The organism is Pedobacter jejuensis, from assembly GCF_003725795.1.
In the GTDB taxonomy this organism is placed as follows: domain Bacteria; phylum Bacteroidota; class Bacteroidia; order Sphingobacteriales; family Sphingobacteriaceae; genus Pedobacter; species Pedobacter jejuensis.
The window spans coordinates 327,435-351,885 of record NZ_RBEE01000002.1 but is presented as its reverse complement, the minus strand read 5'-3'; the positions used below and the strand labels follow the sequence as shown (position 1 = coordinate 351,885).

Below are 24,451 nucleotides of genomic sequence, written 5' to 3'. Positions count from 1 at the left end.
GAACTGATGTTGAATAAGCCACTTGAAACTTTATTGGCAACAGCGGATTAGGTCCGATGAAGAATCGGACTTACCTCTGTTTTGGTTATTCGGGAAACGAATGTTTGTGCACAAGTTTCAACTGCTTATCCTGCCATCATTTCCTAGGCCGGATAGCAGGGTGGAATGGCAACGTCTTTTAACTCGGCCGTCCTTTCGACCGTAGCGGAGAAATCTTTTTAATTTGGTATTTTTTGTCCTGGCCGGACGGCTTTTTTCTTTTCCTTGATGAAAAGAAACAAAAATCAAGGCTTGGAACTGATGTTGAATAAGCCATTCGAAACTTTACTGGCAACAGCGGATTAGGTCCGATGAAAAATCGGACTTACCGCTGTTTTGGTTATTCGGGAAATGAATGTTTGTGCACAAGTTTCAACTGCTTATCCTGCCATCATTTCCTAGGCCGGATAGCAGGGTGGAAATAGCTTGGCTTTCAAAGTAATCTTGATGAGATTATTCAAAATATGGTTTTTAATCGCACATTACTTGCTATTAGGTTAAAAGCACAACCCTTAATTCCCTCTCTTCAAGGAGAGGGATGTGCAAAAAGTAGAAAAACCACTGCCATTAACAGGGTGAGGTTTAAGACGCCACTTTAATGTTATTCTCAAGTTTCTAATAATATAGCCTCATCCTAATAAATTACATTATATCTTTTCTTTCATCCTGCCATCATTTTCCTAGGCCGGCTAGCAGTGTGGAAATAGCTTGGCTTTCAAAGTAATCTTGATGAGATTATTCAAATATGATTTTAATCGCACATTACTTGCTTTTTGGTTAAAGCACAACCCTTACTTCACCTCTCTTCAAGGAGAGGGATGTACAAAAAGTAGAAAAACAACAGCCATTAACAGGGTGAGGTTTAAGACGCCAATTTAATGCTATTCTCAATTGCTATTTTCCTTTACTTAAATCCCCATTAATTTAAATTTAAGCTAAACCTCTTTCACCGATTTTAAAAACACAAATCCCACCACACCTGATAATATTGATGCTGTAAGTATAGCAAACTTCGCCTCCGAAACATGTAAATCATCACTGAAAGAAAGCAATGCGATAAATATCGACATGGTAAAACCGATACCTGCTAACATGCCTAAACCTAAAACGTGTTTCCAGCCTGCACCAGTTGGTAAATCGGCCCACTTTAGTTTTACCGCTAACCAAGAAAAAAACGTTACACCGATAGTTTTACCCACAAATAACCCTACAATAATGCCTAAGCCTAATGGAGAAACCAGACCAGCAATCATTTCTCTTTCAAACGTAATATTGGTGTTCGCCAACGCGAAAATTGGCATGATGAGGTAGTTTACCGGGATGCTTAAAGAATGTTCTAGTTTTTCCAACGGAGATAACACATCTGTTTCGTTTGTTGGAATGGTAAAAGCCAACAGTACACCTGCTATAGTTGCATGAATGCCCGAATGGTGGATGAAATACCAAAGAAATATTCCGGGGATTAAATAGAAAATCAGGTTTTTGACACCAAAGTAATTCATCAGCGCCAATACCACCAATATTCCGCCAGCCATTGCCAGATATTCAAAATGAATTTGATGGGTGTAGAAAATTGCTATAACCAGAATGGCTCCCAAATCATCAACAATAGCTAAGGCCGCTAAAAAGATTTTCAAACTAGTAGGAACGTTTTTTCCGAGCATAGCAATAATGGCCAGCGCAAAAGCTATATCGGTAGCCATCGGAATTCCCCAACCACTTGCGGTTTCGGTTCCTTTGTTAAATATTGTATAAATTAAAGCCGGAACCAACATTCCACCTAAAGCGGCAATAACCGGGAGTACTGCGCTTTTGAGCGTTGATAATTCGCCTTCTACCAGTTCTCGTTTAATTTCTAAGCCAACAAGCAAGAAGAATATTGCCATTAAGGCATCATTTATCCAGGCTAAAATGGAATAATTAACAGCCCCAAAGCCAAGTTTGGTTTGTAAAAATGTTTCAAAACTTTCTTTTGATGCAGTGTTAGCGATCAATAAGGAGATGGCTACACAGATTAAAAGTAAAAAGCCACCAATTTGTCCAGATCTAAAAAAACGTGTGAATACTTCGAGGTTGATAATTTTTGCCATTGCTGTAAAAATAAGGAATTTTTGATTGTTAGCGGTGTTATTGATGTTAATAGGAATGGTTTTTAAGTCGTTATTTCTCTTGAATAAAAGAATGCTTTTGCTTTTCTTAGATAGTTTACTAAACAATTTTTTCTTTTTCTTGATGACAAGAAAGAAAAATCAAGGCTTGGAACTGATGTTGAATAAGCCATTCGAAACTTTACTGGCAACAGCGGAGTAGGTCCGATGAAGAATCGCACTTACCGCTGTTTTGGTTATTCGGAAAATGGATGTTTGTGCACAAGTTTCAACTGCTTATCCTGCCATCATTTCCTAGGCCGGCTAGCAGGGCGGAAATAGCAAGGTTTTATTGCGGCCGTGACGCGATTATTCAAAATATGATTTTTAAACGCACATTACTTGCTTTTTGCTTAAAAGCACAGCCTTTAATTCCCTCTCTTCAAGGAGAGGGATGGACAAAAAGTAGAAAAAACCACTGCCATTGATAGGGTGAGGCTTAAGACGCCAAATTTAATGCTATTCTCGAATTTCTAATAATATAGCCTCATCCTATTAAATTACATTATATCTTTTCTTTCATCCTGGCATCATTTCCTAGGCCAGATAGCAGGGTGGAATGGCAAAGTTTTTTGATGCGACCGTCATTTCGAGCGAAGCCGAGAAATCTTTTTAATTTATTAATTATGTTGTAACTGTCCTGGCCGGACTAATGTGTGTAAACTAATTACTATTTTTTCTTCCCGATATTTACCCTAACATTTATTTCAAAATCACCATCAGTATAACCGCTAATTGCCGAAGTTGCAGTGTTATAATAGGCCATAAAATAAAGGGTCGATTTGTAATTCATTCCAAAGCCAACCGTTGCGTTTTGTGTATTGTGATACATCGCCAATACATACAATTTATCGTTTGCAAAATTGGCGTTTAAACCGGCATCCCATAGGTTTTTATAATTTTTAATTCCTCTAAAAACGCCTTTAGGTTCAAGGCTGATGCCATTTAAACCCGTTCCGAAGTTTATTTTATAACTTACTGCCGAATAAAAAGTCGGTTTATCTGCGAAGTTTAAATCATCATTTCTAAAAACTGAACGCATGTTCGGAATCGCTCCCTCCACACTTAATCCATTTGATGTATAAGAAACTCCAAAATCGCCATCCAGATAATAACCCCTATCATTAAAACGGGCAATCGACGGGTCGTTAATATCGCTGTTTCTAATGCTGCTTAAATCCAATTTATCCTGACTAGCACCAAACGAAATACCGAAATTTAATTTCTGGTCATCGCTGCTCAATGGTAGATGATAGGCAAACGTTCCAACTGCTTTGGTGCGTTGAATACCTCCCGATTTTTCATTATAAATATTCACACCCCAACCCACTTTATCCACTTGTTGGTCTAAGGTTACGCTTTGTGTAATCGGTGCACCTGGAATATTTGTCCACTGTTTGCGGAAACTTCCGTTAATATTAAAACCCCCATTAATACCAGCCATTGAAGGATTCACCAAATATCTATTCTGAAAATATTGTGCATTCAAGGGCAGTATCTGTGCCTTTGCTTTATTGAATAACAAGGTACCAAAGGCAAATAGAAACGTTACGCGACTTATTTGTTTTATATTTTTTGTAATTGCTTTCATGTCTGTAATTAGTCTCTAATAATGTTGATAAATCCTTTGAATGTTCCGATTCCTGTTCCCAAATCGATAATGTAATAATAAGTTCCCTCAGCAAGCGGACTACCATTCACAGTTCCATCCCAATCATTGGTGTAAACTTGTTTGGTGTATAATATTCTCCCGGCTTTATCGAAAATTCTCAAAGTATTGTTAGGATAGTAATCTATGTTCTTGATGATGAATTTATCGTTATAACCATCACCATTTGGTGTTAAAACATTGCTGGCCTCCAACTTGTAATCGTTTATCACCGTTATGGCAATAGTTTGTTCTGAAATACAACCACTAGCATTTGTTACCATAACCTTATAATTTCCGCTTTGCTTTGGTCGGATGGTTAGCGCAGCCAAATTCTGACCACTAGTAATATCCGCACCAGTCCAGCTGTATTGCGAACCTCCCGATGCAGTCAAAACAATAGCATCACCTTTGGAAATTGATACACCTTTATTGCTATTTATTGTGATTACGGGCAATTGATTAATGGTAACGGTTGCATTCCCTGTTTGACTTTGAGATGCATTTACATCAGCAACCTGTAACAAATTGTAAGTAAAGGTTCCAGCTATATTGCTTGGTGCAACTACAGTAGCGGTGTTATTTGTTCCTGTTGTGCTTACTGTTTGGCTTGCACCGCCATTAATACGATAAGTGAAAATAAAAGGGCCTGTTCCATTAGTACCAGTAAAAGTTACCGTAGGTGGGTTTCCATTCAAACAAATTGCTGTCGTACCAAAAATGGTTGCTACAGGAATTGGATAAATTTTTACAGTTGTAGATACGTTTTGTGATTGCGTACTATAAGCATCGGTAATGCTGGTAATGGTGTACGTAAATGTGCCTGCAGTTGCTGTAGATGCGTTTACTGTTACTGTATTTGTTGTAGATTTAATTGTTTGGCTCGCCCCTCCATTTATAGTGTAAGTAAATGTAAATGGTGCAGTGCCAGTTGCAGCGGTAAAGGTAATTGCTGGATTGGCAGCATTTAAGGGAACGGAGACATTGCCACTTAATGTAGCAGCCGGTTTAGCGTAAATGCGTAAGTTGGCAGATTTATAAATAATGTTATAATTGGTGCTTAATGCCAAAGTTCCTTGGGTTATCGCATAATCGACAGCGGTTTCGCCAGGATTTCTGGTTAATGTACCAGTAAAAGCATCTGCTCCAATTAACGTTGGGGTAGATGTGTATGTTAACATTGGGTCAACAGTCGATTCTACTTTGGTTTTTGCATCAGCTGTAACCGTAATGGTTTTGGGCGCAATGGTTAAAACTTGTTGTTTCGCTACAGCAGGATTAAAAAATGTATCTCCCGCTTGATTTGCCGTTATGGTGACCGTCCCTGCTTTTACAATATGGATATCATTATTGCTGATGGTTGCTATATTGGTATCGCTACTCGTGTAAGTAATGTTGATGTTTGTATTGTCACTCGTTGCACCTATCGGGAAATCAGGGTCGCCGTAAGTTACCGTTTTAGTTGGGGCAAATGTAATGGTTTGGGTTGCCTTAACCGTAGCATCATCTCTGGTGTACCAAATTGGAGAGGTAATTATTCTGCTTCCATCAGCCTCTACAATATCAGCATAGTAATAACCAGTTGCCAGGTTTGATAATGCATTATGCGTATAAGTTAAGTTGGTTGTTGCACTTGTTGCTATTTCAACTGGGTTGGTGCCGCTTCCTGGGGTACCGTACAAAATTTTAATGCTTGTAACAGGACTCGTGGTAATCGAACTTAATTCGATAGCAGGTGCGCCAGCTGTTTTAAATACACTACCAACCGGTTGTTTGTTAATGGTGAAGACAATTTTTGCAGCAGAATCTTGCGAGGCATAAAAACGCATTTTCTTAATCGCATCCAACAAATCATTTTCTGTTAGGGCAGGAGCAAGCACTACCAACCTTGCCCGTGTATGCCTACCAAAAGTTAAATTATGGTTATCGTGGTCGATACTTGCACCAAGGTGATAACCTCTTGCCAGCATTCGGTTGTAATAACTCAGATAACTCATCGAGCTTGCCGGGTCAGAGTAGGTTACATTGGTAGAAAACGCAGGTCCGCTTTCTAAAGCAGTACCTACAATAGCACTATCAGCACTTAAATCATAATTAGCTAAAACGTTGTTATAATCAGTTGTATTTGGGTGGGCAAGTGTTGCAACAGCATTTAACCCATGTCTGTTGATTATTCTAAATAATCCGGTTGTACCTGTGTAAACACTTTTCGGAACGTAGATTTGGTTTTCGCCTGGTTCCCAGCCAATTAATGAATCGATACCATATACAATAACATGTCCACCACCGCTAATAACGCCCCATTCCATACCATGCAAGGCCACAAAATTTGATGTTGTTGCTTTTTTAGCGGCGTCAATTCCAGGTTGCCAGCTTGCTAGCGACATTCCGGCTTGGGTATGGTTGTGTTCTGATATTCCTAAAAAATCCAAATTCATCGAATTCTTCGCGAAAGCATAATCATCTTCTGGTTTCTTAGTTAAATCATCTTTATTTCCATCAGAATAACTACTGTGACTATGTAAATTTCCGTAGTAAAAATTCAGTTTGTTAACATCTAAAATGCCTGTTTTCAAATTTCCTAAGAGCGGCTGTGTAGTTAAATACAACGGACCTCCGCTGCATGCACTATTTATCGAATAGATGAAGAAGTAATAATTCGTATTCTGTGCTAATCCATTTCTAATAAAAGTGCCTCCTGTTCCTCTTTTTACTACAATGCCGCCACCTAACTGGTCGCCAACATTGTAAGTGTTTTGGTTTATAGGAGCGGCTGATAGCGCATTGCTGGTACTCATTATCACGAGGTATTCATCGGCACCGTTTGCAGGCGTAAATGCAGCTTGTATAAAATTGTAGTTTGATGAAGTGACCACAAAATTTGTAGGCTGTGCGACAGGAACCGCACAAGGCAATAAAGCTTTGGTAAGCTGACTAGCCTTTAAAATTCCGGTGGTTAAGTATTTTGGTCCCCCAGTACAGGAAATATTATTTAATGGAATGATAAAATAGGTATAGCTTGTATTATCAGATAGGCCGTTATCGGTAAAGGTGTTGGTTACAATTCTGTTGGCAACAATACCGCCACCAAAAGTAGAACCTACATTGTAAACTGTTCCATCAACAGGTAGAGCAGATAAGGTTGAATTTAAACTTCTGATAATTAAATACTCATTTGCATCGGCAGACTTGGTAAAACTTGCAGAGATGCTACTGGTGGTAACGCTATTAAATGCTAATGCAGTTGCTGGGCTTGATGGTGCTGCACAAACAGGCAAATTTGGTGGGAAATGAACACCCAATCTATTTACGTCATCATCATCAATTGCATTTTGAACTACAGCTAAGGTTGTGAGTGTCCAATCATCATTTATATAAGTTGGGCTTGGCGCAGTAACATTTAAACTTCTTACATATGAAACATCTTTGGCGTTTACACCCTGTCCGAATGCATCGATAACATTATTGTTGGCATCGAGTAAAGCAACGCCATCATTACCATTAAAATTGATTACCGAATTACTGTTTAACACAGCACTCGTGCTATTTAAATATGGAACTTCGGTGCTGCTATTTCCTGTATTACCCAACAAAACAGAGCCACGTGCGGGAATGGTAAAGTTTAGATTTACGATTTGCGATGGTGCACCAGTGATATTGATGGTTCCAGCATCGCCGGAGATATTATATAAAGCTAACTTTAACTGTGGCGATGCAGTATTAATTGGTGCGTTACTTAAATTGGTTAATTCAATCCATTTGTTTGTAGATGTTCCCTCGTAATATTGACTAATAATTATAGGTGCGCTAACCAATGGCGGGTTTGCTGTTATAGCGCCAACGGTAGAAACTGTAGTTTGCAAATTCCCTGCAGCATCTTGCGAAACTACATAAATTGCATAGGTGGTCCCTGCGGTTAAACCAGAAATTGTTGTTGTTGCATCTGTATTTGCTGCATTGGCAAACGAACCAAATTTAAATGCGGTGGTGCCTGTGGATGTTTGGCCTGCTTTAACTTGTGCAGGTGTTGGTGCGTTTGCACCCGAAGCTAGAAGTACATAATAACTTGTGCCAGCTTCGTTTATGTTATTAATTAAATCTATTGATGTTAAGGTAGGGTTATTGGTTTTCGGGTAAGTTGGTGTGGTTACGGGAGGGGTTACGTCGGCAGCACCAAGGGTAGAAAAGTTTAAGGTTGAAAATGAAGTTTGCAAGTTTGGGGTGCTTGCTGCATCTTCTGAAACTACATAAATTCTATATGCGGTTGAAAGGGTCAATCCTGTTATTGTGGCAATAGCATCTGTATTTATCGTATTTGCTATTGTTCCTGATTTTAAAGCGGCAACATTATTTCCATCTCTACCAGCTTTTATTTGTGCTGATGTTGTTGGAGCCGTTCCAGTAGCAGGAATTAAAACGTAATAAGTGTTACCTGCCTCATTTATATTACTAATTAAGTTAACTGATGTACTGGTTATTGAAGCCGTTTTTGGATAATCTGCAGCATTTGTGGGTGGGGTGGTATCTGATCCCGATAAAGCAGTCCCTGCAATTGTCACGTCATCAATACTAAATGTACCACCGATGGCTTCGGCGTTGTAGCCATAGAAACGGAAAGTTGTAGCAGCAGTAATATTTGTGTAGCCATTTAGTGTAATAGTACTACCTACTTCAGCAGTTGCAGAAGCATCCGTAACCTGAAAGACATTACCAGTTAATACTTGTAAATCTGTATTTTGTGGAGCTATAGATGCTGGCAAATTAGTTGAGTAACCATTTTTGTTAGATCTTACAACATATTGTCTTATTCCAGTAGCTGAACGTTGTAATGTAAATTTTATAGATGCGATATTTAAAGTATATCCCACGGTAGGTGTTACAGTAACCTCGTAATATTTACTTAAATCAACGGTTCCTGTAAAAACATCGCTACCATTTATTGCACCAGTTGATTGATTCGTAAATGAGAATCTTCCTCCAGCGTTTGGGTTTGCAGATACAGCTCCGTTTGCTGTAAATGGGCTGAAATTAATACCTAATGAGGTTGGTACTGGTGTTGGATCCGTTTTACTAGAGGTAGTAGTAACATTAGCAAAGGAATATGTTGCCGTGAAACTCTGAGCAAACATTTTTCCTGCCATAAAAAATAGCAGTGATAACAGTAAAATTTTTTTCATACAAATTTTATAGGGATATAAAATGATTTAGAGCATTAATTGCATTGTACAATGCAATCTGTAATTTGTGGTGTAACCGATTTGTAGTAAATTGATTTTAAGGAAGTTCATGCAAAATATTATCCATGACAAAGGGTTATGCTCAAAGGATATATAATTGAATAAATAGATAAAAAATCAATTTGCGAAAAGCAAAAAGACACAGCCGGAACCAGCTTTATTGATGTAGATGTTTCGTCATATTGGGATGGTTTAGGATGCGAAAATAGGTTTCGAATATTAATTTAATATTTAGGGAATGTTAAATCAGCTTGTTTGTAAAATGGTAGTTATCCATTTATGGTATAAATCTAAAGATTTACAGGGATTTAAATACAGATGTTGAAAAGTTATGGCGATGTAACGTGGTTTAAAAGGGTGATTTACAGAAAATCTTCAATATTTCCTTTGCCCTCACGAATCACTTCAAATTCGCCATTTGTACAATCTATAACGGTCGATGCCTCATTATCTCCATAGCCACCGTCAATTACCAAATCAACCAAATCCTGATATTTTTCATATATCAATTCAGGGTCGGTAGAATATTCAATCAATTCATCATCATCTTTAATTGAAGTTGAAAGGATGGGATTGCCCAATTCTTTTACTATACATCTGGCGATGTTATTATCTGGCACACGAATACCAACCGTTTTTTTATTCGAACTTAAAAGTTTAGGTACATTATTATTAGCATTAAAAATAAATGTAAACGGACCCGGCAAAGCCTTTTTTAAAACTCTAAAAGTTGTATTGTCGATAGGTTTGATGAAATCAGATATGTGGCTTAAATCATGGCAAATGAATGAAAAATTAGCTTTTTCAGGTTTTATTCCACGAATTCGGCAAATTTTTTCGATGGCTTTTGGATTGGAAATATCACAGCCCAAACCATAAATTGTATCTGTTGGGTAGATAATTAAACCACCTTTTTTTAGCACTTCTACAACTTGCTCAATGGCTCTTTCGTTTGGGTTTTCTGGATAAATCTTAATAAGCATAACGCAAAAATAACAATTTAATGGTGTCAGTTGTTTAGAGATTCTATAAATCGCATCTATTTTAAATCTATGCAAATGATTGTACTGTAGGGTTATTATCTTTAATTTTGAAAATTATAAACCGCATTGCATAAAAAAATCAATAATATATTTGCTTGGAGATAAGTTAACACTAAAACTATGTTTACAAAATAGATAGTTTATCGTAGTTAACTTGCATAGTAGATTTTAGAAATAATTAATTATAATATGAGAAAAGCATTCGTAGCCATCGCTGCCTTTTTAATTGCCTTAACCATAATGTTGGGCTTATACCATCCATTTTTATGGTGGACATTCCTATTCACCGGACCATTTGTAATTCTGGGTGTTTACGATTTATATCAACCTAAACATAGTATTGTTAGAAATTACCCGGTATTTGGAAGGCTTAGGTATTTTATGGAAGAATTGAGACCAAAAGTCTATCAATATTTTGTAGAAAGTGATACCAATGGAACACCATATAACCGTTTAAACCGCTCATTAATTTATCAGCGGGCAAAAAAGGATAACGATACCATTCCTTTTGGTACCCAGTTAAACGTTTATGAAAACGGTTACGAATGGTTAAGCCATAGTATTGCCGCCATTTCACACCATGAATTAAATTTAGACCCACGAGTTTTAGTAGGCGGACCAGATTGTAAAAAACCTTATTCTGCAAGTATTTATAACATCTCTGCAATGAGTTTTGGCTCTTTAAGTCAGAATGCGATATTGGCATTAAACGGTGGTGCAAAAATGGGCAACTTTGCTCATAATACAGGTGAAGGTGGTATCAGCGATTATCATCGTCAGCCCGGAGGCGATTTAATTTGGCAAATTGGTACAGGCTATTTTGGTTGTAGAAATGATGACGGTACATTTAATTACGATGCCTATGCTGAGCGAGCAAAAACAGAACAGGTAAAAATGATTGAGGTAAAACTATCTCAAGGTGCAAAACCCGGTCACGGAGGTATGTTGCCAGCAAGAAAAGTTACCGCTGAGGTTGCTAGAATACGTTTGGTGCCAGAGGGTAAAGATGTTTTATCGCCACCAGCTCATTCAGCTTTCAACTCACCGATTGGATTATTAGAGTTTATTAAAAAACTTCGCGATTTATCAGATGGAAAGCCTGTCGGGTTTAAGTTGTGTATTGGTAGAAAAAGCGAGTTTTATGCAATTTGCAAGGCAATGGTAGAAACCGGAATTTATCCTGATTTTATTACTGTAGATGGTGGTGAAGGTGGAACTGGTGCAGCACCACAAGAATTTTCTAATTCTGTTGGTATGCCTCTGCGTGAGGGAGTTGCTTTTGTTTATGATGTTTTAAACGGTTTCGACCTTAAAAAACACATTAAAATTATCGCATCTGGTAAAGTAGCCACAGGATTTGATTTGGTAAAAAACATTGCACTTGGAGCAGATATGTGTAATGCTGCAAGGGGAATGATGTTTGCTTTGGGTTGCATACAAGCACTTGAATGCAATAGCAATACCTGCCCGACTGGTGTAGCCACGCAAGACCAAAGTTTGATGAAAGGTTTAGTGGTTGAAGATAAAACCGTTCGTGTTAAAAATTTCCATAACTTAACGGTTGCCAGTGCGGTAGAATTATTGGGTGCTGCAGGGCTTAAAGAACCACATCAATTAAGCAGAGCTTATATAAATAGAAGGGTTAGTTCGAGTGTGATACAATCTTATTTAGAAAGCTTCCCTTACATTCCGGCTGGTAGTTTATTGCAAACACCTTATCCCACACGTTTCGAATTGGGTATGGCGTTGAGTTCTTCGAAAAGCTTTGCACCAACAGATTATAAAGTTTCTGCAGTAGATTATTCACATGCGAATCCATATAGCGATACGATGCATGAAGAAGGGCGGTAGGTTTTTGTCGCATTGTTAGATTCGCCACGCTAGTCTTACGAAGTTTTCCAGGCATTGAGCAGAGGAAACTTCTTAAGTCTTACAACAGGCATTGAGCAAAGGAAACTTTGTCGCCACGCTAGACTTACGAAGTTTCGATGGGCATTGAGCAAAGGAAACTTCGTAAGTCTCCCAACCGACTAAAAAAGCTCACTCGTACCCAGATAACCATTAACAGATTTTAAAATTTCACCACCAATTTCTACCGCATTTCCAATTCCTACGCCTTTTATTGCAGCCAATTGCTCCGTATTTTTAGGTAATTTATCTGCAATTGAAAGTAAAGCCTGTTCTGATAATACATTATGTTCAGCAACGTTGCGTTTCTCACTAATTATTTTCCTAAGTTTTAAGAGTTCATTAAAAAGTGGCAGATTAGATATAGCTTTCGGTTCGATAATAATTTTTGGCTTTCTGCCGGTTTGAACAGGTTCGTATTTACCACTTGCTTTATGATAAGTTTTAGTGTAATCATCTATCGTAAATGTATTCCAAGGCAATTTAAATAGTGATAGTTTTAAAGTTAAATCATTAATTAAATCGCTAATTCTGTTCAATATTTTTTCTGTTCGATCATCAATATAAACATTCAGCTCATTAAATTTATCAGCTTCAATTAAAACCATTTCCAATTTTGGAATAAAGTATTTCGAAGCTTTGGATAAACGCTCAATAAATTCTTCCTCATCCTTAATACCGTTAGTTTTAGATAAACCAGCCAGTTCTTTTTTAATAAAGCGATGGGCAATGGCAACAATTTCTTCTTCTAAAACTATACTTATTTTATCAACAATTTTATGGAAAGCATCGTTACCAGCATTATTTCCAAAGCTCGATTTTTTTAGTAACAACCAATTTTGATTTATACCTGTAAAATCTAGTAAATCACTAATCAGCGTCCATTCAAAATCTTTAGAAGCATTTGCTAAAGTTTCAGCATTTGGCTTAGAAACAACAGCGTCTTTTGTAAATTTAATAACCCCTTCATCTGTAATTAAATTGTTTGCCGCTATCGGAGCCTTTAAAACCAATCCTTCCAAACTTCGGCATCTACTTAAAGCTACGTAAGCCTGGCCATGTGTAAATGAAGAACTTACATCTACAATGGCTTTATCAAACGTTAAACCCTGACTTTTATGAACCGTTATTGCCCAAGCCAATTTAAATGGATATTGAGAAAAAGAACCCGTATTAACCTCATTAATTTTATTGTCAGTAGGGTTTAGGTTGTATTTTATATTTTGCCATTCCTCTCTAGCAACTTCTAAACTGGTTTCTTCATCATTAAATTTTACTTTTACACCATCACTTCTAATCTCTGTAATAACTGCAGCTTTACCATTGTAATAAAGTTTTTTACCTGATGAATCATTTTTTAAAAACATAACCCTTGCACCAACTTTAAGCTCCAAAACTTCATCAACAGGATATGCATCCTTAGGGAAATCGCCTGTTATTTTAGCTGTAAATTGATGCAGGTCGCTATCTAGTTTTTCTAAATATTCTTGATTTATCTGCGTAACCAGTTTATTATGAGTGGTTAAAGTAATATACTCTTCCTGTTTTATACTTGTTAAATCAGCAAAGTAGCGTTCATTTAATTTTGTAAATAAATCATCAGAAAGATTATTTTCTCTAACTCCGTTTAAAATTTCAAGAAATAGAGGATCTGATTGTCTGTAAACTTTATCAAGTTGAAATGTTGTAAGTTTATGCTTACGAATAACAAGGCTATCAAAAAAATACGGACTTAAATAATGCGCTTTTAGGATGTGCCATGCATCGTGTGCGATAGGTGAAAGTTGATATAAATCGCCAATCATTAATACCTGTACGCCACCGAAAGGCAATTGGGATGATTTTACTTTTCTTAGTGCTGCATCAATAAAATCAAGTATATCTGCCCGAACCATACTTATTTCATCAATAATTAAAAGCTCAAGGCATTTTAATAGTTTTATTTTGTCTGATGAATATTTTATTCCATCGCCAAAATTATCGGGTATTAGTGGTCCAAATGGAATTTGGAAAAAGGAGTGAAGCGTAACACCACCAGCATTAATTGCAGCAACAGCAGTTGGTGCAACAACGGCATAATTTTTTGTAGTAACTGCTCTAATATGCCGAAGTAAGGTGGTTTTGCCTGTACCAGCTTTTCCGGTAAGAAAAATAGATTGATTGGTAGATTTTAAAAAATCTAGTATGAGCTGATGTTCGTGGGCCAAATTGTAAATTTTAATTTGCAAGAAATTTTAGATGACTTGCAAATCAAAAGTACGATGATTTTTGTTACTGCTACTAAAAATGTTAGTATCTTATTAATTTACCACCAAGAAAGTGGAAATTCTATTTCATCCACAGAACTGGCAATTAAATCGGGCTTAAAAGCATAATGGCTTAACCTATCTTTACTCGAAATGCCCGAAAGCACCAAAATTGTTTTATATCCCATTTGTACACCACCTTGTATGTCGGTTTCCATCGTATCGCCAATTACGGTTGTTTCTGATGTTTCCAAACCTAAAAATTTACGGGCCGAACGCATCATAACCGGACTTGGTTTGCCGGTTACAAAAGCTTTCCTTCCTGTAGCTTCCTCAATCATAGCGGTTGTTGCAGCTATACCCAAATTGTTCCATCCCGGTTTTTTTGGTGATGGATCTCTGTTGGTTGTAATAAATTTAGCACCAGCTAAAATCATATCAACAGCTCTTTGAACCATTTCAAGTGTGAAATTTCTTCCTTCACCCAGCACTACAAATTCTGGGTCGGTATTAACAAGGGTAATTCCATTTTCGTGCAAACTGCTTAATAAACCACCTTCTCCTAAAACATAAGCCGTACCCGCCGGACTTTGATCTGCAAGAAATTTTCCTGTAGCCATTGCGCTGGTGTAAACATGTTTGTCTTCTACTTTTATACCCAAACCCTTTAATTTACGGCGAACTTCCAGGCTTGTTCTTTGGCTGTTATTTGTCATAAAAGCAAATGGAATATCTTGTTTTATGAGGTTATTGATAAATCTATCAGCCCCAAAAATAAGTTCTTCGCCGCTGTAAATAACGCCGTCCATATCAATTAAAAGTCCTTGTTTCATAGTAAAAAGCAGCTAGTTTTAAGTCAATTGCAAATATAGACTTAAAATAACTGTTAGTTAAACAATAAAAACTGTTTAATATTAGCTTAATGTTAACAAGGTGATGAGAAACATTGCGAATACAGGTGAGTTAGAATTAACCTAGAAGTGTCTTCAGCTAGCATTCAATTAATTTTTGAACGTAGAGAGATTTTTCCTTTTAATTAAGGAATTGTGGTAGGAGCGTTTGGTAAATTAGCTATTCGCTATAATTTCTCTTGTTCGCGTATGAAATTTGCCACAAATACAGTATCCACACCATGGTAATCGTGCTGAAAATTAATTCAGGTTCATAATAATCATAACCTATAAGTAATATAACTGTGGAAATTAAAACGGTCAGGAAGAAATAGAAAAAATTTTTCATAACTTCTTGATTTAATGTTCGTTGAATGACGTGAATATACTTCAAAAATGTTTAAAATCAAAACTTAATTGACTTTTAATTAAAATTTAAGCCAGGAAGATTGAGTTAACCGAAACTTTGATGTAAAATGCTATTTATGTCTAAGTATTATATAGGAAATTAAGGTATTAGATATTTTAAGTGATTTAATTGATTGTGACGCAGCAAATTCCTCATTAATTCACCAACATTTAAATAATAAAATCGAAATGTACGTTTATTCTCGCCCCATTTTTTTAAGCATATTAAAATGCGATTGCAAAGCCATTTGAAATGTTTTATTTTCATGGTAAACAATTCCATACTCTAAGGCTGTTGATTTAACAATTTTTGATATGCTGCCGTAATGTATGTGGCAAATCTTTGGAAACAAATGATGTTCAATTTGTCGGTTTAAACCACCAAGGAAAAATGCAGCAAACTTAGAATCGGTTGCAAAATTTGCTGTTGTTGCCATTTGATGCTCTGCCCATGATTCTTGCATATTACCAGCCAAATCGGGTATTGGAAATTCGGTTCCTTCAACAACATGTGCCAATTGGAAAACCAAACCCATGGTAAAGCCTTGTGATAAATGTAATATCATGAAACCTACAATTACGTGGTACCATGCAATATCCATTAGCATAATTGGTAATGCTAAGAACAGGAAATAATAAATCGCCTTAAAAAAGAAAAGATTGAAATATTCTATTTTAGGATGCTTGTTTGCATGTGCACCAACTGATGCCTGAAAAAACTTTTTATAGTCTTTTCTTAAAACCCATGATAATGATGCAAGACCATAAATAGGAAAGGCATACCATTGTTGATATTTATGGAAACTTTTTAATTCATCAGCATCTGATATTCTGATTAAACCTGGTGCAACCTCGATATCTTCATCATGACCGGCAATATTTGTGTAAGTATGATGTACAACATTGTGTGTTATGTTCCAAACATACGGGCTTGCACCCAATAAATTGAATAGAAAACTAAGCAAATGATTTACTTTCTTGGATTTTGAAAATGAACCATGTATAGCATCGTGACAAATGTTAAAACCAACAAAAGCCGCCGTCATTCCAAGCAATACGGTTAGAACTGCTAAAGCAAATAAATTTATTGGAAGCAATAAAATGACCAAATAAAGTAACACATAGCTAGCCAGGAAAATAATTGTTTTCATCCACATACCAGCATTAGCATTTGGAGAGATTTGATTTTCTTTAAAATGATTATTTACCCTAGAGCGCAATACAGAATAAAACGGACCAGATGCCGCGGACGGGAATTTAGCTTTTAACTTCATTGAAATTGGGTTAAACAAATTGTTTCACCACTATTTCTTTAAGCAGCTATATAACTCATCAGGTATTGTGGGAAAATTCCCTGCAGTTTTTGTTGCTGCTAATATAGGTACGAAACATAGGTCGGTACGGTTTGTTTGAAATAAATTTTAGCTTATTTAAAATCATTAGGAGTTCGATTATTAATTTTCCTTCATATTATTAATAAGTTGCTTTTTTTTTAACGTCACCCTTAATTTATTTCAGAGTCTTACAAGCAGGCAAGATGCTGAAATACAATCGACAAGACGTTTCGTACAAGCAATACGTCAACAAAATAGCAAATTTAAGTTTGAATAGAATTCAGCCTACAAAAATTTCCCGGCTAAGCTCGAAATGACGTCTTATATTCTCGTCATCTCGATTGGAGCGCAGCGGAATAGAGAGGTCTTTGACCAATAGTTTTTTTATTGCAAAGATTTCTCAGCGATTTTCGGAGCTACAATCACACTTATTCTGTGATTTCTGTGTATCTGTGGCAATTTTATTTTTCCCTGAAAACGTTAGTTCAGTAATCCTTTTGATGTTTCAGTCCTGCTTTCCATGGCAAGCCCAATGAAGAATTGGGGCTTTACATTTCAATCACGTTTATTTAACAAAGGTAAGTTGCTTTTCGGGCATTGCCGTCAGCTACGCTCGAAATGACGTCTTATATTCTCGTCATCTCGATTGGAGCGCAGCGGAACAGAGAGATCTTTGACCAGTAGTTTTGCTAATTGTAAACTCAAATTCGATTATTAATTTTCATTCACATTATAAATAAGCCGCTTTTTTTAGTTTACGTCACCCTGAATTTATTTCAGGGTCTTATTTGCAGGAAAGATGCTGAAATAAATTCAGCATGACGTGTCGTGCAAGCAATACGGCGATGACACAGCAAAATTTAAGTTTAAGAATCGAATTCAGGCTACAAAAATTTCCTGGCCATTTTCAAAATTACAATCACACTTCTTCTGTGATTTCGGTGTTTCTGTGGCAATTTTATTTTTCTCTGAAAACGTTAGTTCAGTAATCCTTTTGATTTTTCAGCCCTGCTTTCCATTACAAGCCCAATGAAGAATTGGGGCTTTCCATTTCAATCACGTTTATTTAACAAAGGTGAGTTGCTTTTCGGGCATTGCCGTCAGCTACGCTCGAAATGACGACGTATATATCCGTCATCTCGATTAGAGCGCAGCGGAACACATAGATCTTTGACCCATAATTTTGCTAATTACAAACCTGAGTTATATTATTAATTTTTCTTCACATTATTAATATGCTGATTTTTTTAATGTCGCCCTGAATTTATTTCAGGGTCTTATTTGCAGGAAAGATGCTGAAATAAATTCAGCATGACGTGTCGCACAACGAACACAGCGGTAAAGCAGCAAAATATTAAGTTTAAGAATCGAATTCAGGTTGTTATAGTTAAAATAAACTAACTCGATTAATAGTGATGATAATATAATTTAAAACCCATGCAGAACTTTTGTGTTACTTTGTTGAAAATACTCCTAAAACATGAAAGAAATACATTTACCAAAATGGACAATGCTTGTGCCTGTGGCAGCTATAATTTTATATTTTGTGGCAGGTTATGATGCAGGGCTTTTTTTAAAACTACTTTTGGCTGTATTGCTTATCGGTTCTGTAATTGCCTCAGTACACCACGCAGAAGTTATTGCGCACAGGGTAGGAGAGCCCTTTGGTACAATTATACTTGCTATTGCAATCACTACAATTGAAGTTGGTTTGATTGTATCATTGATGCTAGCCGGTGGCGATGGCGTTAAGGAATTGGCCAGAGATACCGTTTTTGCCGCAGTAATGATAATATTAACTGCTATAGTTGGAATTTGCCTGCTGAAAGGTGGGTTAAAATTTAAAGAGCAATTGTACAAACTTCAAGGAGTAAATGCAGCTTTAATAACGTTATTATCAATAATCGTACTTACTCTTATTTTGCCAAACTACACCAGTGGAGCCAAAGGTGAATATAGCGTAAGTCAATTGATATTTGTTATTGTTGTTTCCCTCGTTTTATATGGCGGATTTATTTTTATGCAAACCGTTAGGCATCGTGATTATTTTCTTCCAAAAGAATCACAATCTGAAGATGATCATGCAGAAGCTCCAAACAATATTACAGCACTATCCAGCTTAGCTTTTTTAATTTTAAGTTTGATAATCGTTGTTCTATTGGCCAAATATTTATCAAAAGATATTGAAACTATTGTTGTTGAAATGGGAGCACCGAAATCTGTTGTTGGTGTAATAATAGCTGCCATTGTGCTACTTCCAGAAGGATTAGCAGCTTATAGCGCAGTAAAATCTAATCGTTTACAAACCAGTCTAAATTTGGCGCTGGGTTCGGCACTAGCAAGTATCGGCTTAACAATACCAGCAGTAGCAATAGTGTCAATTTTAACAGAAATGCCTATTGTATTGGGCATAAATACCACATCAACAGTTTTGCTATTGCTATCTATGTTAACCATAATGTTTTCTTTAGCTACTGGTAAAACCAATATCCAACAGGGTATTGTATTATTGGTAATATTCTTTTCCTATCTGTTTTACACAGTTGTACCGTAAGTTATTTATTAATAGTAAAAGCGTCCATTATTTTCATGGTTATTAAAGCGTCCGCCCCACTACATGGATTTTTTCCTTTGTCCAGAAAATAATCTACAACTTGTGCTATCATAGGTTGTTGTACGTGTTGTAATGGTTCGAAGTTGTAGGTATTTTCTTCATTATCAATTGAAACAAGAATTTTATGCCCGAACATCGGGAAACTAATTTTTCCTTTTTCGCCATATATTTCGCAAACATCAGCTTGCTCTTCTTTTGAAACCGAGAAGCACCATAAACCATTAAATAAAACTCCGCTATCAAATAGAATATTTCCTGCAACTAAGTCATCGGCTGTTGCATTTTGTTGCTGCTTAATTGCCATTCCTTGTGCTTTTTCTACGCTTCCGAAATAGTAAGTCATTAAATCGAGTTGGTGAGGCGCTAAATCATGAAATAAACCACCGCCAGAAATTGCCGGGTTGGTTCGCCAGTTTTCATCACTTTTAGCTATCAAATCTGGATTTGGCGGCTGAAGCATTTTTAGATTTACGAAGCGAATGTCTCCAATAACTTTTTCATCCAATAGCAATTTAACTTTTAAAAACATGGGCTGCAGCCTTCTATAATGCGCTACCGAAAGCTTAGTGTTATATTTTTCTGCTGCATCAATCATTCGCTTTGCAGAATTTGCATCCATAGTCATTGGCTTTTCAACATACACAGATTTGCCAGCTTCTAATGCAGCGATGCAGAACATTTCATGTTGCAATGGAGGTGTAGCAATATATATTGCATTTACATCGGGGTCGTTAATCAATTTATCAGCATCGGTATACCATTTTGGAACACCGTGTCGTAAAGCATAATCTTCCGCTTTTTGTGCGTTTCTTCGCATTACTGCAACCAATTTCGAGTTGGGCACTTTGTTAAACGCCGGACCACTCTTTACTTCGGTAACATCACCGCAACCAATTATCCCCCAATTAATTTGTTCCATGTGCTATTTATTATTCTTTATTTTTTCTGTGTAAGCTTTTTCCAACTCATTTAATGATCGTATGTAACCATTTCTATCCATAAAAACTTCCGGATGATAGCCATCACTAGGTTTATGTTTTTCGTGCAGCTTAAACTGACTTGCATGAGAAGCCAACCAAATATCGAAAGTTAAAGTTTTCATCGATTTGAAAGTATAAGCGTAATCTTCAGCAATTTTCGGGTACTCTTTTACATCTTCAAAATTCTTCTCCGTTACAATTGATGGCATATTCGCAATCAGAACCTTATAGCTTCGATTTTTATCTGCGGTAGAGAAAATAAAACTGCAAGAACCTTTAGTGTGGCCAGGGTGATGAAGCATTTTCAGGCTAAAATTTCCTAAAGTAACTACTTCGTTATTTCTCAATAATTTATCAGGGATTATAGGAGCATAACTACTTTCTTTTCCACCCAATGCGTAATCAGATTTTCCACCATCTTTTAAAACTGATGCATCTTCCTTATATACCATAAATTTCGCACCAGTTAACCGCTTAATTTCTGCCATTGCGCCAAGATGATCGTAATGTGCTTGTGTGGTTAACAATATTTTAGTGTCGCTAAACTTAAATCCCAATTGCTCAATGTTTTTTTTAATCAAAGCAGCTGATGACGATAAACCAGTATTTATTAAAATATTACCCTTTGAGGTAGTGATGAGGTAGCAGGCTAAATCGTAAGTGCCAACATAATATAGATTACCAGCAATTCTGAATGGCGCATAAGCAGCAGACCATTCTTTTGGCGTTCCTGTGGGTTCTTTAACGTTTTGAGAAAATGCATTTATACTTGAGATTAAGCATAGGCAAAATAAAACTAGACTTTTAAATTTTAACATAATATGGTGATTGGATGCTAAGATAACAATCAACCTGGAAAATGTTTACCGTATTAATATTTGAAAGAGAATTTACAAACTATTTTACTTTGATACAAGGTTATATTTATTAAGGTGAAGTGTTAATAATACTTTATGATTGAAGTTTTATAAATACATAAGTTTTAAATTGTAGTATAAATAATACTAATTAATTTTACAATTATTTGTATAATTGTCGTTTAAAAAAAATCATCCTCTTTGTTTTGTGTAATTATGGCTCGAAATGGCATTATAAAGTCTTTGAATAGTGATCTTTCTGGTATTATTACAGATGAAAATCAGCAAGACATTCCTTTTGAAATTGATATTGATTTTCTGAAAAGTTTAAGCGGTAAAAACGTTAGTTTTCAAATAGAATTGTCGGCAACAGGCTTGGTTGCAGTTGACGTTCAATTACTAAACAGCACGATATAGAATCTGCATTAGCTGTGCTTGTAAGATTTCAAAATTTTGAACATGTGGTCAAAATTTTCGCCACTAACGTTGGCAAAATCTGGCATGCTTAAATTATTGATGGATAAGTAATTCAGTAAATCTCTGATGCTCTGATTTACATATTCATTGCTATCAGAGTGTTTTAGAACATCAATTTTCAAAAGTCGGAACGAAATTTCAAGTATCTTAAATTGATGTCCATTTAACGATTCTAAACCTTTTTCTATTTCCACCAATGCATTTGAATAATTGTGGTTATGGTTTAAAAAATTTGCTTTACATATATGATACGCTGATTTTATGTAAGGAGTGAAGTATCTTTTATTTTCGTGAATAATTTTATCTAAGAGCTGGATTATCCTTTTCGCTTTTTTGTTTTGGTCGAGTTTAATATACGTTTGTACCAATAATATTAATAGATATGAAGAAAAAACGGACGACCTTAGATAAAATATCTTTGGGTATTTTTTTAATATCGCTTCAATAAAACGGCCGCATGCTTCGTAATTTTTGTTGGTAAATAAAACTACGAAAGCCAATCTGTAACACATAATTTCTACACTGGTAAGCTCATCATTGGTATGCGGACGGCTTTCATCAAGTTGCTGCTGTAATACATTAATTTTATCGAATACACTTTTTCCGTTATTTGGTTTATTTGATAAATTGTTCGATAGAAATAAAAGTAAATCACTGGGGTTTATTGGAAACAAATCGTACAATTCTTTCGGATATCTTTTTAATAGATGCATGCTCTCATTCAAGCCTTTTTCATCCATATCAACTACGCAAATGCTACACTCTATAACATTTAGCATAATCTGAATATCTTCGTTTACAATCTTTTCGGCTATCTTTTTTATGGTTTCTTTGTAGTGTTGGCTTACAATTTTACCCATAACCATAATATCAATAAAATGAATATCAATGGTTTGAGAATTAAAATTAGAACCTGATCTATTTAGTTCGAATACAGCAACATCGCATATAAAATCGAATGCCATATTCTTTTCATCATTTGTAAATGGCAGTTTAAAAATATGCTTCAAAGCCTGTAACTCATTTCTATTGATGCAAAAGCGAATGCTCCAGTTAAGCATTAAACTACGTAGATGAGATTGTTCTGAATAAACGGTTAGTATCTCTTTAAAAAAATTACCATCTGGCTTAAAGTGGAACTTCTCTTTTAATTGCAAAAACAGAAAATATGTGTAGATATCATCATTTAAAAATCGAATAATTTCAGTTGGAATTGAGGTGGTCAAACGCTTTTCTTCAATAAGAATTCCACCATAAACAAGTTCGTTATAAGCTTCTGGAAATAAGGTAAATGAGTTCAAAACCTTGTCTTTGGCCACCCGGTTGCGAACACTTCCTTTAGAGATTGAATTACTTAAATCCTTTAAAATGATGATTTTTTCTGTGCTGTTTTTGGATAGACATATTTTATTCTCCAAAAAATAACTAATTAATTCTATGCACAATAAGTAGTTATTTAGCCTTATGGTATTGTTTTCCTGTTTAAGTTTATAGTAAATCTGTAACCAGAAGGGCGTTCTAAATTGTTTAATTAATTCAGGATGAACGTCTTTCTCCAAAATAATTTTTCCTTCCAATCGGGAAAGGGTGAAGAGAATCTCATCTTTATTCAGCAATGGTACGTTTGTACCCTTTTCTTCATCAAAAAATAAACCTTTGTACCAGGCTTTGGTTAAAAATGCCGAACCAGAAATAATAGGTTGCATATTAACCCAGTTGTTTACCCTTAAACCAAGTACTATTTTTAAAAAATTGCTTTCTTCAATACTTAGCAAAAAATCAGTAAAAACCTTCAAATATTTACTTTGGGATAAAAACTGGTCAATTCCATCAACAATAAGTATAAAATGCCCTTTACATTCTGTTGGATTTTTTTTAAAATGCGTGTTTAAATCGCTTACCCCACCAAATTTAAATTCTTTTCTAAACCAGTCTTTTAATGATAAGTCATTTTGAATGAGTTCGTTAATCGTATCTGAATTGATTAATAATACGATATCATTATTGTAGACTGCATTTTCCCCATAAAAAAAATGTTCAACTAAGTGCGTAATGAGGATAGATTTTCCCTGCCCTGGTTGTGCAGTAATGGTTGTAAACTGATAATTGTTTTTTAAAAAGTAATCGAAATCGTTGAAAAGAAAACTTCTGTTTGATGTGGCATCAAATGGAACACCGGAATTGTTCTTTTTAGAAATGATAGACATTTCTGTTATTGCCCTGCACCTGATTTGAAGGTCTGTCCATACATCATCTACATTTTCTGATTGACCTTGTTTATCCTTACAAAAAGATTCCCAATCTGAAAAGCCTACATACTGAGAAAGGCTATTGAGCGTGAACAACGAAAATTTATGAATAACCTGTGCGAAACCGAAGAATCTTTTAACGGTTGTTTCGCTAACGTAATTCTTAGTCTCTTTAAATATATACTCCGAAATAGTCTTACAGTGGGCGGGGTCGATATTTCGCAAACCCGATTTTATAAGAACGAATTTTCTGAGTTGAGAGATTAATTCATTTGTATTCATCGTAGAGGATAATAATGCTAATGTCATAAAAATAATCTGTTAGCAAAAATCATTTTGGTAACAAAAGTTTGATGAATGAAATGAATAGGTGC

13 protein-coding genes are annotated in these 24,451 nt (G+C 35.8%); 3 read left to right on the top strand and 10 right to left on the bottom strand.

Annotation, left to right across the window (positions count from 1 at the left end):
- Positions 1-974: 974 nt before the first annotated feature.
- From nhaA to D7004_RS01955, 4 genes are all read right to left on the bottom strand, one after another.
- A complete protein-coding gene (nhaA, locus tag D7004_RS01970; RefSeq protein ID WP_123204194.1) occupies positions 975-2,129 on the bottom strand; it encodes a Na+/H+ antiporter NhaA in 1,155 nt (384 codons plus the stop codon).
- A 727-nt stretch (positions 2,130-2,856) separates the two neighbouring features.
- Positions 2,857-3,777 (bottom strand): PorP/SprF family type IX secretion system membrane protein, encoded by a 921-nt coding sequence (locus tag D7004_RS01965; RefSeq protein ID WP_123204193.1) that lies wholly within the window; start codon positions 3,775-3,777, stop codon positions 2,857-2,859.
- 8 nt (positions 3,778-3,785) lie between these two features.
- Entirely contained in the window at positions 3,786-9,011 is a 5,226-nt protein-coding gene (locus tag D7004_RS01960; RefSeq protein ID WP_123204192.1) for a T9SS type B sorting domain-containing protein, read from the bottom strand.
- Positions 9,012-9,433: 422 nt separating this feature from the next.
- Entirely contained in the window at positions 9,434-10,054 is a 621-nt protein-coding gene (locus D7004_RS01955; protein ID WP_123204191.1) for an L-threonylcarbamoyladenylate synthase, read from the bottom strand.
- A gap of 249 nt (positions 10,055-10,303) precedes the next feature.
- Here D7004_RS01955 and D7004_RS01950 point away from each other — a divergent pair, with 249 nt between their 5' ends.
- Positions 10,304-11,965 carry an FMN-binding glutamate synthase family protein gene (locus D7004_RS01950; RefSeq protein ID WP_123204190.1) on the top strand — a complete coding sequence of 554 codons (1,662 nt, stop codon included), beginning with the start codon at positions 10,304-10,306 and terminating at the stop codon, positions 11,963-11,965.
- A 179-nt stretch (positions 11,966-12,144) separates the two neighbouring features.
- Here D7004_RS01950 and D7004_RS01945 read toward each other — a convergent pair whose 3' ends face one another.
- The 3 genes from D7004_RS01945 to D7004_RS01935 form a co-directional block, all read right to left on the bottom strand.
- On the bottom strand, positions 12,145-14,229 hold the full coding sequence (locus tag D7004_RS01945) for an AAA family ATPase (protein WP_167459372.1): 2,085 nt from the start codon (positions 14,227-14,229) through the stop codon (positions 12,145-12,147).
- Positions 14,230-14,327: 98 nt separating this feature from the next.
- Positions 14,328-15,101, bottom strand: coding sequence for an HAD-IIA family hydrolase (locus D7004_RS01940; protein ID WP_123204188.1), 774 nt, complete (start codon positions 15,099-15,101; stop codon positions 14,328-14,330).
- A 662-nt stretch (positions 15,102-15,763) separates the two neighbouring features.
- Entirely contained in the window at positions 15,764-16,840 is a 1,077-nt protein-coding gene (locus tag D7004_RS01935) for a fatty acid desaturase family protein (RefSeq protein ID WP_123204187.1), read from the bottom strand.
- Between the two features lie 1,540 nt (positions 16,841-18,380).
- Between D7004_RS01935 and D7004_RS01930 the strand changes: the two genes are divergently transcribed.
- Complete coding sequence (locus D7004_RS01930; RefSeq protein ID WP_123204186.1) at positions 18,381-19,454, top strand: calcium:proton antiporter; 1,074 nt, start codon at positions 18,381-18,383, stop codon at positions 19,452-19,454.
- 1 nt (position 19,455) lies between these two features.
- Here the strand turns inward: D7004_RS01930 and D7004_RS01925 are convergent, their stop codons facing one another.
- Both D7004_RS01925 and bla read right to left on the bottom strand, forming a co-directional pair.
- The gene (locus D7004_RS01925) at positions 19,456-20,433 is read right to left on the bottom strand and encodes a Gfo/Idh/MocA family protein (RefSeq protein ID WP_123204185.1); all 978 of its coding nucleotides are present in this window, start codon (positions 20,431-20,433) and stop codon (positions 19,456-19,458) included.
- A gap of 3 nt (positions 20,434-20,436) precedes the next feature.
- Positions 20,437-21,312, bottom strand: a complete 876-nt coding sequence (gene bla / locus D7004_RS01920) for a subclass B3 metallo-beta-lactamase (protein ID WP_123204184.1) — start codon at positions 21,310-21,312, stop codon at positions 20,437-20,439.
- A gap of 255 nt (positions 21,313-21,567) precedes the next feature.
- Between bla and D7004_RS01915 the strand changes: the two genes are divergently transcribed.
- Positions 21,568-21,768 (top strand): hypothetical protein, encoded by a 201-nt coding sequence (locus tag D7004_RS01915; RefSeq protein ID WP_123204183.1) that lies wholly within the window; start codon positions 21,568-21,570, stop codon positions 21,766-21,768.
- A gap of 8 nt (positions 21,769-21,776) precedes the next feature.
- On the opposite strand, the gene D7004_RS01910 is transcribed toward D7004_RS01915, so the two are convergent.
- Complete coding sequence (locus D7004_RS01910; protein WP_123204182.1) at positions 21,777-24,386, bottom strand: hypothetical protein; 2,610 nt, start codon at positions 24,384-24,386, stop codon at positions 21,777-21,779.
- Positions 24,387-24,451: the final 65 nt, after the last annotated feature.

What these genes read in the sequence shown, in the direction of transcription:
- D7004_RS01925 (WP_123204185.1), bottom strand. Translation starts at nt 20,433, where the DNA reads ATGGAACAAATTAATTGGGGGATAATTGGTTGCGGTGATGTTACCGAA.
- D7004_RS01965 (WP_123204193.1), bottom strand. Translation starts at nt 3,777, where the DNA reads ATGAAAGCAATTACAAAAAATATAAAACAAATAAGTCGCGTAACGTTT.
- D7004_RS01940 (WP_123204188.1), bottom strand. Translation starts at nt 15,101, where the DNA reads ATGAAACAAGGACTTTTAATTGATATGGACGGCGTTATTTACAGCGGC.
- D7004_RS01910 (WP_123204182.1), bottom strand. Translation starts at nt 24,386, where the DNA reads ATGACATTAGCATTATTATCCTCTACGATGAATACAAATGAATTAATC.
- D7004_RS01915 (WP_123204183.1), top strand. Translation starts at nt 21,568, where the DNA reads ATGGCTCGAAATGGCATTATAAAGTCTTTGAATAGTGATCTTTCTGGT.
- D7004_RS01950 (WP_123204190.1), top strand. Translation starts at nt 10,304, where the DNA reads ATGAGAAAAGCATTCGTAGCCATCGCTGCCTTTTTAATTGCCTTAACC.
- nhaA (WP_123204194.1), bottom strand. Translation starts at nt 2,129, where the DNA reads ATGGCAAAAATTATCAACCTCGAAGTATTCACACGTTTTTTTAGATCT.
- D7004_RS01935 (WP_123204187.1), bottom strand. Translation starts at nt 16,840, where the DNA reads ATGAAGTTAAAAGCTAAATTCCCGTCCGCGGCATCTGGTCCGTTTTAT.
- bla (WP_123204184.1), bottom strand. Translation starts at nt 21,312, where the DNA reads ATGTTAAAATTTAAAAGTCTAGTTTTATTTTGCCTATGCTTAATCTCA.
- D7004_RS01930 (WP_123204186.1), top strand. Translation starts at nt 18,381, where the DNA reads ATGAAAGAAATACATTTACCAAAATGGACAATGCTTGTGCCTGTGGCA.
- D7004_RS01955 (WP_123204191.1), bottom strand. Translation starts at nt 10,054, where the DNA reads ATGCTTATTAAGATTTATCCAGAAAACCCAAACGAAAGAGCCATTGAG.
- D7004_RS01960 (WP_123204192.1), bottom strand. Translation starts at nt 9,011, where the DNA reads ATGAAAAAAATTTTACTGTTATCACTGCTATTTTTTATGGCAGGAAAA.